Here is a 12,687-nt window from a genome sequence, read left to right as displayed (position 1 = left end):
ATCAGTCACACTCGCGTAGGCGAGTATCCATCTCCCGTCGGCTAAGCCTGGTGGACAGGGCTGGAGATGGGTTCCCGTTGTCACGGGAACGACTGTAAGTAGGTTCAAGCGGCCTTCCTCCTGCTGGGTTGTCCGGCCAGACTGTTCGGGCCGGCGCTGATGATATCGACTTCCGCCATATCGCCGATGGAAAGTTCCGGCGCGGTGACGTGGACGGACTGAAGCCAGGGCGTCTTGCCGATAAGCTGGCCCGGATGACGGCCCTTGCGCTCCAGCAAGATGTCGGTGCGGCGGCCGACCGTGGCCGCGTTGAACTCGACCTGATGACGGTTGATCAGCGCCTGAAGGCGGGCAAGCCGTTCATCCATTACCTCCGCTGCGATCTGCCCGTCCATGTCGGCGGCAGGCGTACCGGGGCGCGAACTATATTTGAAGCTGTAGCATTGCGCATAGCGGACCTGTTCCACGATCCTCAGCGTATCCTCGAACTCGGCCTCGGTCTCGCCGGGGAAGCCGACGATGAAGTCGCCGGAAAGCGCTATGTCCGGTCGTGCCGCCCGCACGCGATCGATGATGCGCAGATAGCTGTCTGCGCTATGGCTGCGGTTCATCGCCTTCAGCACGCGGTCGTTGCCCGACTGCACGGGCAGGTGGAGAAAGGGCATCAGCTTGGGTTCGTCGCCATGGGCAGCGATCAGTCCGTCGCTCATGTCGTTGGGATGGCTGGTGGTGTAGCGGATCCGTTTCAGCGCATCGATCCTGGCCAGTTCGCGGACGAGGCCGTCCATGCCCTGGGCCCGTCCCTTGTCGTCCTCGCCGGTCCAGGCGTTGACGTTCTGGCCTAGCAAGGTGATCTCCCGCACGCCGCCGTCAACCAGCGCCTTCGCCTCGTCCAGGATCGCCGACCAGCTTCGGCTTATCTCCGCGCCACGCGTATAGGGTACCACGCAATAGGTGCAGAATTTGTCGCAGCCCTCCATGATCGTCAGGAAGGCGGTGGGCCGCGCCTGTTTGGTGCGCGCGGGGAGGGCGCCGAACTTGGACGCCAGCGGCATGTCCGTGTCGACGGCCTGCTCGCCGCGCCGCGCCTGATCGATCAGGTCTGGCAGCCGATGATAGGCCTGGGGGCCGACGACGATGTCGACATTGCGGGCACGACGCTGGATTTCGCCGCCCTCCGCCTGCGCGACGCAGCCGGCGACGGCGATCATTGGGCGGCTGCCGTCCTCGCGGATCATGCGGCCGATATCCGAATAGACCTTGTCCACCGCCTTTTCGCGGATGTGGCAGGTGTTGAGAATGACCAGATCCGCTTCTACGCCTTCGGCTGCTGCGGTCATGCCGCGCTCTCCCAGCATTTCTGCCATGCGCTCGCCATCATAGACGTTCATCTGGCAGCCGAAGGATTTGACGTGGAATGTCGCTGGAGTCTTTTGGGCGTCGTACCGATTCATGCGATCCAGCTATACAAGGGGTGCGGCTCAAGTAAAAGGCGCCAGGTGCGCGATGATGCTGCTGGCTATTCTTTCCTGTGCCATGGCGGCCAAGGCCTTGCGATCGGGGCAGATTGCCGGATCGAACGGCTCCAGGAAGCGCAGTGTGACGTCAAGCTTGCCGCTGCGTTCCATTAGTCTCTTGACGTTCGCCCCGGCCGGCTCGTTGCCATGCCAGCTGATCTCGGCGGTCGCCGGGCCATAGTCGATATGGACCGGCTGAATCCGGACTGATCGCGGAGGGGGAAGGAGCACAGCCAGCAGGGCGGGCTTGAACGGCAGGAGGCCGCTGCCGTTGCTGGTCGTGCCTTCCGGGAAAAGCGCAACCGGTTGATGCCCCGCCAAGGCCGCCCGCAGGGTGTCGAGCTGGGAGGAAAGCGCTCCCCGCCTGTCGCGGGCGACAAAAAGCGTATTGTTCTGCGCTGCCAACCAACCGATGACCGGCCAGCGCGCTATGCCGTCATGCGCGACGAAGGCCGCGCCCGTGGCGCCGCCCAGGACCAATATGTCCACCCAACTCACATGATTGGCGATGATGAAGCTGTCGCCCTGAAAGGGATGACCATCGATCCGCACGCGGGCTCCGACGGCGCGGCCCGCCAACGCCAGAAAGCGCGGCGGCCAGGGTGACCGGCGGCCAATCGCGCGCCAGAACAGATGTGGGATCAGGCAGAGCAGCAGGCTCGCGGCCAGGGCCGCCAGGCGCATGATGCGGCGGAATGCAGCCAAGCTGCCTCAGCTCTTGCGGTCGAGCGCGACGCCGTACAGTTCCATCCGATGGTCGACCAGGCGAAAGCCGAGCTTTTCCGCGATCTGCTTCTGAAGCTGCTCCAGTTCAGGATCGACGAATTCGATGACATTGCCGGTTTCGACATCGATCAGATGGTCGTGATGGGATTCGGGCGCAGCCTCATAGCGGGCGCGGCCATCCCCGAAATCGTGCCGGTCCAATATGCCCGCTTCCTCGAACAGGCGGACGGTGCGATAGACGGTCGCGATGGAGATGCCCGGATCGATCGCTGCGGAGCGCCTGTGCAACTCCTCCACATCCGGATGATCGCTCGCGTCGCTCAGCACCTGGGCAATGACGCGGCGCTGTTCGGTGATGCGCAGGCCCTTTTCATGGCAAAGGGCTTCGACGTCGATCTTGCGGTTCATGCAGGCTCACTTGGCTGGAATTCACGTGGACCGGAAAGAGCCTAGCGGCTTTCCTCCCACTATAAAAGGGGCGCGCCATCGGGCGCTCCCCTTTTTCCTTGGGCTTTACCTGTGTTTGCGCGCTTATTTGGGTGCGCGGACGCGACGGCGCTTGGTGCCGAGGCCGATTTTCTTGGCAAGGCTGCGGCGCTGTTCGGCATAGTTGGGAGCGACCATCGGATAGTCCGCCGGCAGGCTCCATTTCGCGCGATAATCTTCCGGCGTCATTTGATAATGAGTCATCAGGTGGCGCTTCAGCATCTTGAGCTTCTTGCCGTCTTCCAGGCAGATGATGTAGTCGGGCTTGATCGAAGATCGGACCGACACCGCCGGTTCCGGCTTCACTTCAGGCACCGCAGCCGGCGAAGCAAGGCCGGAAAGCGCGGCATGCACATTCTGGATCAGGGTAGATACGTCGGAGACGGCGACGCTGTTGTTCGAGACATGGGCCGCGACAATATCCGACGTCAAAGTAATGAGCAGTTCGCTCTGCGCTGATTCGATTTCCATTTCTTTTCCCTGCGAAGGCTATTGGTTGCGCGACCCGCCCGAGGAAAATCATTTCAGGAGCGGTATGGGTCAGCTATACCGATGATTTACGTTTTGCAAGGGCGGATGAAAATCACCTGAGCATATCGATACGAAAGCTCAGTGCATCATGAAGTTGTCCATCGTTGCCGCGATAGTAACCGGGGCGGCGATGTACATATTCAAATCCGGCTTTTTCATACAGGCTTATTGCCGTATTCGACGCGCGCACTTCCAGATTCATCGACGTAATGCCCCGCTTGCGCGCCGTTCTGAGGCTATCGCGCAGCAGTGCCTCGCCAATGCCTCTTCCGCGCCAGAGCGGGCTGACGGCCAGCAACAATAATTCGCATTCGTCGAGCACCGAGCGCACGAGGGCAAAGCCGACCGGCGCGGCATCGATCCGGGCGATGGTGAGCCATGTTCCGGGCATCGTCATCACCCCGGCGAGTTGCGGCAGCGTCCATGCTTCGCCAAAAGCCGGGTCGAAGGCGCGCGCCATGATTTCCATGGCGTCGCTCATGGCGTTCCGTTCGCCATCCTCATAGGAATGGAGCGTCAGGCCTGGGGTCATGGTGCGGCCCGTTCCGCCATAGGCCGTGCATCGGCCCCACGGCAATAAATGGGGGAGGGCGGCAGGGGAGCCAATCCTGCCACCAATGGATAGTCGGCGGCATCGGGATAAAGGCTGACCGCCATGCCATGGCCGCGCGCGGTCACCAATGTTTCGGCGCCGGTGCCGTAGACGGTGGAATGCTCCAATTGGTGCGCCAGTTCGGCAATGGGCGTGGAAGCCGCCTTGCCGAGCGGTTCAAGCCCATCTGCGGAAAAGGTCTGCCAGAACAATTCGCCATGGCCGCCCGTGATGGTGACGGCCACAGGTCCGCTTTGATGATATGCGGCGGCGGCCTTCGCAGCGATGATCCCGAGAGCGCTGTAGCCATGCAGCGGAATGCCCCAGGCCAGCGCCAGCGCCCGCGCCGCGGCGACGCCGATCCGCACACCCGTAAAGCTGCCGGGGCCGACATCGACGGCGATCGCATCGGCACGGCCGCCGTCTGGCAAGGCGGCAATGGCGGGCAGCAGGGCCTCCGCGTGCCCGCGTCCGACGATCTCATGAAAATGACCGAGGGGCACATCATCATCGAGCAACGCCACGGACAGCGCCTGTGTCGCGGTGTCGATGACCAATATGCGCAAAGAAAACCCCTGTAGACCGCTCGCCTGATGCGATGCCCGGCTATGCGGTTAATCGATCGGCGCGGCTTTGCCAATCATTCCCGGCAAACTGTTTTTTCGCTCAGACAGCGCGAACTTCCGTCACTTCGGGCACATAATGCTTGAGCAGCTGTTCGATGCCGTTCTTCAACGTCGCTGTGGAGGAAGGGCAGCCCGAACAGGCACCCTGCATGCGCAGATAGACGGTGCCCTTGTCGAACCCGCGATAGATGATGTCACCGCCGTCATTGGCCACTGCTGGACGAACGCGCGTGTCGATCAACTCGCGAATCTGCGCGATGATCTCCTCATCTTCCGGATCGTCGGCGAATTCTTCTTCTTCCGGCACGAAAATCTCGCCGGCGGAGCCGGGCGCGAACAACGGCATGTTGGCAGTGAAATGTTCGAGCAGGACGGAAAGAATGTCGGGTTTCACGTCGCTCCACTGCGCGCCGGGCGCGATGGTGACGGAAATGAAGTCTCCCCCGAAGAAGACGCCTGTCACGTCGCCCAGCCCGAACAGCGCGTCGGCCAGCGGCGATGCCTCCGCCTCTTCCGGTGTGGCGAAATCACGGGTGCCCATGCCCATGACCACGCGGCCGGGAATGAACTTGACGGTGGCCGGATTGGGCGTCGCTTCTGTCTCGATCAACATGCCCGCTATGTGGAGAGAAGACTGCGCAAGATCAAGCTTTCGTGCTAAATTGCGTCTCGCAAAACGCTTGGCGCCGTCGATTGAGCCCCGCCTGATGTCGAAGGGAGAGAGAAGATGAGCAACGAGACCGATATCCGCCACCGCTTCTGGACGGAATTGTCGCAAAGCCCGTTCCTGATGGTCGGCCTGAGAGGATCACCGGATCACAGCATGCCCATGACGGCGCAGCTCGATCCCGGCGCAAATCATTGCTTCTGGTTCTATACGACGCGGGAGAATCGGTTGGCCAAGGGCGGGCCGGCCATGGCGCAGTTCGCGGGCAAGGGGCATTTCCTGTTCGCCTGCGTCGACGGCACCCTGGTTGAGGAGGCGGACCCGGCGGTAATAGATCGCTATTGGACCAATGATGTCGCGAGCTGGTATCCCGGCGGGAGGCAGGACCCGCATCTGATGATGCTGCGCTTCGATCTTGGCCGCGCGGAAATCTGGCGAGCGGACATGTCGTTGGGCGGCATGTTCCGGCAGATGTTCGGCGGAGACGTGCGCGAGGAGATGCGAAGCAAGCATGTCGAGGTGACGCTTTAGGGGAGGCGAAAGGCGCCGCTTGCTTTTTCCCGACATTCCCGCCATATGCGCTGCAACGCAGCAGCGGGCTTCATGCCCCCATCAGCGATTGGCAGCGTGATCGCTTCGGCCCGGACGGGTATCGGGGCCGGCCAATGAAAGTCTGCGCCAAGCTTTGAGGCTTCCCTTTTCACGCGGGTCGTTTCGTAACCCGCCTTGCGTCCCGGCCCTGCCGGCAGGCGCCGGGGCTCATTTGTGAGTTATCATTCATGCAATTTACCGACCTTGGCCTTGCCGAGCCGATCCTGAAGGCGCTCGCCGCCAAGAAATATGGTTCGCCAACGCCCATCCAGGCGCAAGCCATTCCCGTGTTGCTCAAGGGCAAGGATCTGTGCGGCATCGCGCAGACCGGCACCGGCAAGACCGCCGCCTTCGCGCTGCCCAGCCTTGATCACTTCGCCCGCAATCCCAAGCCGACACCGCTGCAGGGTTGCCGCATGCTCGTATTGTCGCCGACGCGTGAACTGGCGGCGCAGATCGCGCAGAGTTTCCGTGACTATGGCCGCTTCCTGAAGCTGTCCGTGGAGGTCGTGTTTGGCGGCGTGCCGATCAACCGGCAGATCCGGGCGTTGGGACGGGGCGTCGATATCGTCGTCGCGACGCCGGGCCGTTTGCTCGATCTGATCGACCAGCGCGCCTTCACGATCAAGGATACCGAGATTTTCGTCCTCGATGAAGCCGACCAGATGATGGACATGGGCTTCATCCACCCGTTGAAGCGCATCGCCAAACTGCTGCCGAAGGAGCGGCAGAACCTGTTCTTCTCCGCCACCATGCCGGGTGAGATCGAGGCGCTGGCCAGTCAGTTCCTGCACGATCCGGTGAAGGTCAGCGTTGCCCCGCAATCAACGACGGCCGAGCGGGTCCGGCAGCAGGCGACCTTTGTCAATCAGGTGGAGAAGCAGGCGCTGCTCAACCTGACGATCCAGAATGAGGATATTGATCGCGCGCTCATCTTCACCCGGACCAAGCATGGCGCCGACCGGGTCGTGCGCTTTCTGGAAGGCGCAGGCATTCAGGCAGTCGCGATCCATGGCAACAAGAGCCAGGCGCAGCGCACCACCGCGCTCCAGGCCTTCCGCCATGGCCATGTGAAGCTGCTGGTAGCGACCGATATCGCGGCGCGCGGCATCGACGTGTCGGGCGTCAGCCATGTCATCAATTTCGAGCTGCCCAATGTGCCGGAGCAATATGTTCACCGTATCGGCCGCACGGCGCGGGCGGGCGCGGATGGCGTCGCAATCAGCTTCGTGGCGGACGACGAGCGGCCTTATCTGAAGGCCATCGAGCGCACGACCAAGGTGAAGCTGGACGTCGTGCCGCTGCCGGAGAATTTCGTCGAGGCGGTGCGCAATCTTCCCAAGGCCGCGCCGCAGCGCAAGGGGCGCGAGCAGACGCCGGAGCAGAAAGTGCGCCGCGCCGACGGCCAGCGTCGTTATCAGGACCAGCAGAAGCAGCAGCGCGGCAATGCCGAGCGGGCGCATCGGCCGGACGGCGAAGCCGCGAACCCGGCAAAGAAGAATTTCCGGCGGCGTCGCGGGGGCGGCGGTGTCGGCACCCATAAGGGCGCGGTTCAGAAGACCGGCGGGCGGTGAATGGCGGCCCGACTGCGGGTTTAATGATATCCGATGTGCTCCTGCCCAGGTAGGAGCCCGGTTCGCGCGATAGGATTGCAGATCGGCGGCGGGGGACCAGGTGCTCGCCGCCGCAGAACCTCCGGATGCCCAATCCGGAGGGATTTTGCGCAGCAGTCCGCGCGCTTCGTGCTTTGTCAGTGGCCATTCAGGAAAATCTCTTTAGGCTGCGCGGCCATGAGCTTTCCTTTCCGGCGTTCTGCCGCTTCGCTGTCCGTCCTTGCCCTTCTGCTTTCGGGCATTACCGCGCCTCTCTCGGCGAAAAGCGATCCAGCCGCCACGCCGGTCGCGCCGGGTTCCAGCCATGCACAGGTCAGGCCATGGCTCTATGAGAACAGCGACGTGCCCATCGATCCGGCGTGGCGCTTTGGCACATTGTCCAACGGCTTGCGCTACGCTGTCCGCCGCAACGGCGTGCCGCCGGGGCAGGTGTCGGTCAGGCTGCGGATCGACGCCGGCTCTCTGATGGAGCATCCCGATGAACTGGGATACGCCCATTTCATGGAGCATCTGACCTTCCGCGGTTCCCGCCATGTGCCGGACGGCGAATCCAAGCGCATCTGGCAGCGGCTGGGCGTCACCTTCGGCAGCGACAGCAATGCGCAGACGACCGCCACGGGAACGACCTATGCGCTCGACCTGCCGCAGACGACCCCGGCCAGCCTCGGCGAAAGCATGAAGATCCTGGCCGGCATGATGACCGATCCCAATATCGTCGACAGCGCCGTTGATGCAGAGCGGGCCGTCGTGCTGGCGGAAAAGCGGGAAAGCGACGGGCCGCAGATGCGGATTTCCGACGCCACCCGGCGGCATTTCTTCGCTGGCCAGCCGCTGGCCGATCATAGCCCGATCGGCACGGTCGCGACGCTGAATGCTGTCACGGCCGCGAAGATGGAGGCTTTCCACCAGCGTTGGTACCGACCGGAAAATGCCGTGATCTCGATTGCCGGCGATATTGATCCGGCCGTGGCGGAGCAATTGATCAAGGATAATTTCGGTCCCTGGACCGTCCCGGGCAAGGGGGCACCGCTACCCGATTTCGGCGAACCCGATCCCAAGGCGCCTGCGACCCGGGTGACGGTGGAGCCGGGCGCGCCGACGGGCCTGACCATGGCCTGGCTGCGTCCCTGGAAGCCGCATGCCGACACCATCGTCTACAATCAGGACAAGCTGACCGACATGCTGGCGCTGCAGATCATCAGCCGCCGTCTGGAACAGGCTGCGCGCAGTGGTGGCAGCTTTCTTCAGGCGAGTGTGGATCAGCAGGATATCAGCCGTTCCGCCGACGGCACCTTCGTCACCATCGTGCCGGCGGGAGAGAATTGGGAAAAGGCGCTGGGCGATGTCCGCGCGATCATAGAGGATGCGAAGGACACCCCGCCGAGCCAGATCGAAATCGACCGCGAATATGCCCAGATGGACACCGCGCTCGCCATTCAGGTCGAAAATGCGGATACGGAGGCCGGTGCCAAGCAGGCGAGCGACCTGGTAAGCGCGGTCGACATCCGCGAAACCACCGTCAGCCCGCAGGCGGCACTGGAAATCTTCCGTTCCGGCAAAGCGGGCATGACGCCGCAGAAGATATTGGATTCCACCCGGCGGCTGTTTTCCGCAGGCGTTTTTCGCGCGCAGTTGATCACCGGCAAGGTGCAGCCGGGGGTCGACGCCCGCCTGGCGGCCGCCGTCGCCGCGCCAGTCAAGGCTGCGACCAACGCCAGACTGGCGGACAAGGTCGTGACCATGGCGGACCTGCCCAAGCTTGGCGCGCCGGGCAGAGTCGTCTCTCGCACGCCCATCGGTCTGCCGGGAATGGAGAGCATCACCTTTTCCAACGGCGTCAAGCTGACCCTGTTCGCCAATGATGCGGAGACGGAGAAGGTGCGGATCAACGTCCGCTTCGGCCATGGCCAGCAGGCCTTTTCTCCTACCAGGCCAGTGCCGGGCTGGGCAGCCGACTATGCGCTGGTGGCGAGCGGGATCGGAAAGCTAGGTCAACGGGAACTGGACGATCTGACCAACGGGCGCCGCATGGGCATGGACTTCTCCATCGACGACGACGCCTTTGAAATGCAGGCGGTGACGCGGCCGGCGGACTATAAGGATCAGTTGCTGCTGTTCGCGACCAAATTGTTCGCGCCGGGATGGGATCCGGCGCCCATCGCGCGTGTGAAGACGGGGGCCGGGGTTGCCTATGATGCGATGGAACGGGCACCGGATTCGGTTCTGGCGCGTGACCTCAACTGGTTGCTGCACGACAAGGATGTGCGGTTCCGCACGCCATCACGCAATGAGATCGATGCACTGACACCGCAGGCCTTTCGCGCGACCTGGGAGCCGTTGCTGGCTTCCGGGCCCATCGAGATTCAGATATTCGGACAGGTGAAGGCCGATGACGCCATTGCGGCCGTGGCCGCGACCTTTGGTGCCTTGCCGCAGCGGACCGATGTACCTGTTCCCGCCGCGAACAAGGTCATGCGCTTTCCCGCGCATGTAGAGGCGCCGGTGGTCCTGCGCCACAAGGGTGATAAGGAGCAGGCGGCGGCTGTCATGGCCTGGCCGACCGCAGGCGGTTTCGCGCTGACCAAGGAAGCGCGGCAGCTGGAAATCCTGACCCAGATTTTCAATGATCGGCTGTTCGACAAGCTGCGCTCTACCGAAGGGGCGGCCTATTCACCCAGTGTCCAGAACAACTGGCCATTTTCCTATGAAAGCGGCGGCTATATTCTGGTGACGAGCCAGGTCCGCCCGGATCGGGTCAATTATTTCTACGGCGTGGTGAAGGATACGGCGGCGGATCTGGCCAAGAATCCGGTAAGCGATGATGAATTGCAACGGGCGGTCGCGCCGATGCGGCAACTGCTGATGCGGGCCGGGACAGGCAATGCCTTCTGGATGAACCAGATGGAGGGAGCGACCCATGATCCGCGTTATGTCCAGGCCATGCAGACCATGGCGCAGGACATGCTGACGGTCACTCCGGCCGACATTCGGGCCCTTGCTGCCAAATATCTGGTATCCGCCAGAAGCTGGTCTGCGGTCGTGTTGCCCGAAGGTGTTGCCGCCAGATGATGGATCAGGCCGGCGGGCGACCCCGTTCCAGCAACTGGCTGTAGAGCCGGACATATTCCATGTGGATCGCCCGAATTTCCGGATTGCGCGAGCCGGCGGCCAGCCGTCGGTTGCGATCCAGCCGCGCTTCGAAATAGCTGCGGTTGAACGTCATATCCATGTTCATCTCATGCCTCCCGGAACGATTTCGAGGCGAGAATGTTCATGGGCTGACAAAGTTGCCGCTTCGCGTGCAGCTATCTGCTGCAATGCGGTAGAAGGAGGGGAACCGAGGGCGGGTCGATTGGTCGTCGGTGCTGGCGCGGACATCGACCTGGTTGAGCCAGATGGCCTTCCTGAAATCCTATAGCCCGCGATTTCTCGACCAGCGATCGGTCCGGTCGTTTGGAAATCCTTCTACTTCATGGCTCGCAGGGCAGCGACGATCATGAATGCCGCGCATCGCGCCGTGCGTTCGTCGTTGATCGAAGGTCTCGACAGGCTGCGATGACCAAGGCCGAAAAGACAGGCAAGGATCATTTCCTCGGCGCTCTTCAACGCTTCCCCTGACAGGCCGGGGTTGGCCAGGCAGGCAAAATCGCTGAGGGATTTGCGCAAGCCGTTGCACATGTCGGCTATCATGTCTGCGACCCGCCCGTTGCGAAAACCTTCAGCCAGAATGTCGAAGGACAGGGCTTCGTGCGGGTTGTCCATGACATCCAGCATCAGCAGTTCGAATGTCTGCTCCACGCTGATATCGCCTGCATCAAGCCGATCCTGCAGGTGTTGGATCGTCCTTTCCCGCTCTTGCGCGTCAGCTTGGACGATCGCCTCGATAATATCTTCCTTGCCTTTGAACAGGCGGTAGATCTGGCCGACCGACACTTGGGCGGCGGAGGCCAGTTCGGCCATGGCGGTCTGGTGAAAACCATTGGCGGCGAACAGGTTTCGAGCCGCGCCCAATATGCGGTTTCTCGCATTCTGTTCATGTTGCGGCGCAACCAAAAACTTTCCCCCAGGCTTTTTTACTCTTGAACAAATTGTGGCATGTTCCTACCTGCGCCGCAACCGGAATGAACGTTCATTCCGGTAGAATGCCATTGTTGAAGACGGAGCACGGCCGATGCAAAAGGGGATATTCGTCGGATTGCTGGCCTGTGCATCCGCTCTGGCTCTGGGTGGTTGCGGGGAACAGTCACCGCCTGCGCCGCCGCCTCCCTCCGTGGGCATTGTGGAACTCACGGTGCAGAACGCGCCCCTGATGACCGAACTTCCTGGCCGTATCGCCGCGCTGGAGACGGCCGAAGTTCGCCCGCAAATCAATGGGATAATCCGCCGTCGGTTGTTCGCGGAGGGCGCGCAGGTGCGCGCCGGCCAGATGCTTTACGAGATCGAGGATGCGCCCTATCGAGCCGCTCTGGGTCAGGCTCAGGGCGCGCTGGCGCGGGCGCAGGCATCCATTCGCGCAACCGCCCTTCAGGCGCAGCGCTACCGGGATCTTGTCGGCATCAACGCGGTCAGCAGGCAGGAGGCCGACAATGCCGCGGCATCCGCTCAGCAGGCCCGCGCCGATGTTGCGGCGCAGCAGGCGGCTGTCCAGGCAGCGCGGGTGAACCAGGATTTCACGCGCATCAGGGCTCCGATATCGGGACGTATCGGGCGCTCCCTTTTCACGCCTGGCGCCCTGGTGCAGGCGGGGCAGGCCGATCCCCTGGCCACGATTCAGCGCACCGACATCGTCTATGTCGACGTCACGCAATCGGCCGCGCAGATCATCGACCTCAAGCAGGCGATGAAGGCCGGTGGAGTCGGCGTTGCCGCTGGCGCGCGCGTGCAATTGCTGCTGCCCAATGGCAGCACTTATCCGATCGAGGGGCGTCTGCAATTTTCCGAGGTGACGGTCGATCCCAGCTCGGGCGCCGTGACGTTGCGTGCGACCTTCGCCAATCCGGACGGGCTGTTGTTGCCGGGCATGTATGTCCGCGCCCGGCTGGTCGAAGGAGAGCGGAGCCAGGTGGTCCTGGCGCCGCAGCAGGGCATTTCCCGCGACGCGCGGGGCCGGGCGACCGCCATGGTCGTGGGCACGAACAACAAGGCTGAACTGCGTCAGGTCGAAACCGACCGGGCCGTGGGCGACAAATGGATCGTCACCAAAGGCCTGAAGGCTGGAGACAGGCTGATCGTGGAAGGCCTGGTCAACCTGCGGCCCGGAACGGTCGTGAAACCGGGCCCGGCTCAGCAGGTCACCGTCGCCCAGAAGCAGGCAAATGCTGGCAGGGCGAACTGACCC

The 12,687-nt window shown here is 62.8% G+C and carries 13 protein-coding genes; 4 read left to right on the top strand and 9 right to left on the bottom strand.

Annotated features, from left to right (window positions below; translation table 11 throughout):
* Positions 1–104: 104 nt before the first annotated feature.
* The 7 genes from miaB to ACN9MX_RS05180 all read right to left on the bottom strand — a co-directional run bounded on the left by miaB (position 105) and on the right by ACN9MX_RS05180 (position 5,091).
* Entirely contained in the window at positions 105–1,454 is a 1,350-nt protein-coding gene (miaB, locus tag ACN9MX_RS05210; RefSeq protein ID WP_426387293.1) for a tRNA (N6-isopentenyl adenosine(37)-C2)-methylthiotransferase MiaB, read from the bottom strand.
* Positions 1,455–1,481: 27 nt separating this feature from the next.
* Entirely contained in the window at positions 1,482–2,222 is a 741-nt protein-coding gene (locus tag ACN9MX_RS05205) for a lysophospholipid acyltransferase family protein (protein ID WP_426387292.1), read from the bottom strand.
* A 6-nt stretch (positions 2,223–2,228) separates the two neighbouring features.
* Positions 2,229–2,651 (bottom strand): Fur family transcriptional regulator, encoded by a 423-nt coding sequence (locus ACN9MX_RS05200; RefSeq protein ID WP_133652157.1) that lies wholly within the window; start codon positions 2,649–2,651, stop codon positions 2,229–2,231.
* 123 nt (positions 2,652–2,774) lie between these two features.
* Positions 2,775–3,200, bottom strand: coding sequence for a MucR family transcriptional regulator (locus ACN9MX_RS05195; protein ID WP_363734648.1), 426 nt, complete (start codon positions 3,198–3,200; stop codon positions 2,775–2,777).
* A 112-nt stretch (positions 3,201–3,312) separates the two neighbouring features.
* A complete protein-coding gene (rimI, locus tag ACN9MX_RS05190) occupies positions 3,313–3,792 on the bottom strand; it encodes a ribosomal protein S18-alanine N-acetyltransferase (RefSeq protein WP_363734649.1) in 480 nt (159 codons plus the stop codon).
* Positions 3,789–4,418, bottom strand: a complete 630-nt coding sequence (tsaB, locus tag ACN9MX_RS05185) for a tRNA (adenosine(37)-N6)-threonylcarbamoyltransferase complex dimerization subunit type 1 TsaB (RefSeq protein ID WP_363734650.1) — start codon at positions 4,416–4,418, stop codon at positions 3,789–3,791. Before tsaB ends, rimI begins: the two co-directional genes overlap by 4 nt.
* Before the next feature lie 100 nt (positions 4,419–4,518).
* Positions 4,519–5,091 (bottom strand): NifU family protein, encoded by a 573-nt coding sequence (locus ACN9MX_RS05180; protein WP_133652153.1) that lies wholly within the window; start codon positions 5,089–5,091, stop codon positions 4,519–4,521.
* A gap of 114 nt (positions 5,092–5,205) precedes the next feature.
* On the opposite strand from ACN9MX_RS05180, the gene ACN9MX_RS05175 reads away from it, so the two are divergent.
* From ACN9MX_RS05175 to ACN9MX_RS05165, 3 genes are all read left to right on the top strand, one after another.
* Positions 5,206–5,676 (top strand): pyridoxamine 5'-phosphate oxidase family protein, encoded by a 471-nt coding sequence (locus ACN9MX_RS05175; RefSeq protein ID WP_363734651.1) that lies wholly within the window; start codon positions 5,206–5,208, stop codon positions 5,674–5,676.
* Between the two features lie 248 nt (positions 5,677–5,924).
* Positions 5,925–7,310, top strand: a complete 1,386-nt coding sequence (locus ACN9MX_RS05170) for a DEAD/DEAH box helicase (RefSeq protein ID WP_363734652.1) — start codon at positions 5,925–5,927, stop codon at positions 7,308–7,310.
* A 216-nt stretch (positions 7,311–7,526) separates the two neighbouring features.
* Positions 7,527–10,418 (top strand): M16 family metallopeptidase, encoded by a 2,892-nt coding sequence (locus tag ACN9MX_RS05165; protein ID WP_363826122.1) that lies wholly within the window; start codon positions 7,527–7,529, stop codon positions 10,416–10,418.
* Between the two features lie 4 nt (positions 10,419–10,422).
* On the opposite strand, the gene ACN9MX_RS05160 is transcribed toward ACN9MX_RS05165, so the two are convergent.
* Together ACN9MX_RS05160 and ACN9MX_RS05155 are read right to left on the bottom strand one after the other, a co-directional pair.
* A complete protein-coding gene (locus tag ACN9MX_RS05160; protein ID WP_426387291.1) occupies positions 10,423–10,584 on the bottom strand; it encodes a hypothetical protein in 162 nt (53 codons plus the stop codon).
* 230 nt (positions 10,585–10,814) lie between these two features.
* Complete coding sequence (locus tag ACN9MX_RS05155) at positions 10,815–11,402, bottom strand: TetR/AcrR family transcriptional regulator (protein WP_363826120.1); 588 nt, start codon at positions 11,400–11,402, stop codon at positions 10,815–10,817.
* A 118-nt stretch (positions 11,403–11,520) separates the two neighbouring features.
* Here ACN9MX_RS05155 and ACN9MX_RS05150 point away from each other — a divergent pair, with 118 nt between their 5' ends.
* Positions 11,521–12,684 (top strand): efflux RND transporter periplasmic adaptor subunit, encoded by a 1,164-nt coding sequence (locus ACN9MX_RS05150; RefSeq protein WP_426387290.1) that lies wholly within the window; start codon positions 11,521–11,523, stop codon positions 12,682–12,684.
* Positions 12,685–12,687 lie beyond the last annotated feature (3 nt).

Origin of the sequence: Sphingobium sp. R-21 (assembly GCF_049913335.1) — a bacterium.
In the GTDB taxonomy this organism is placed as follows: Bacteria; Pseudomonadota; Alphaproteobacteria; order Sphingomonadales; family Sphingomonadaceae; genus Sphingobium.
Note: the sequence above shows the minus strand (reverse complement) of the source record. Positions and strands in the feature narration are given on the sequence as shown.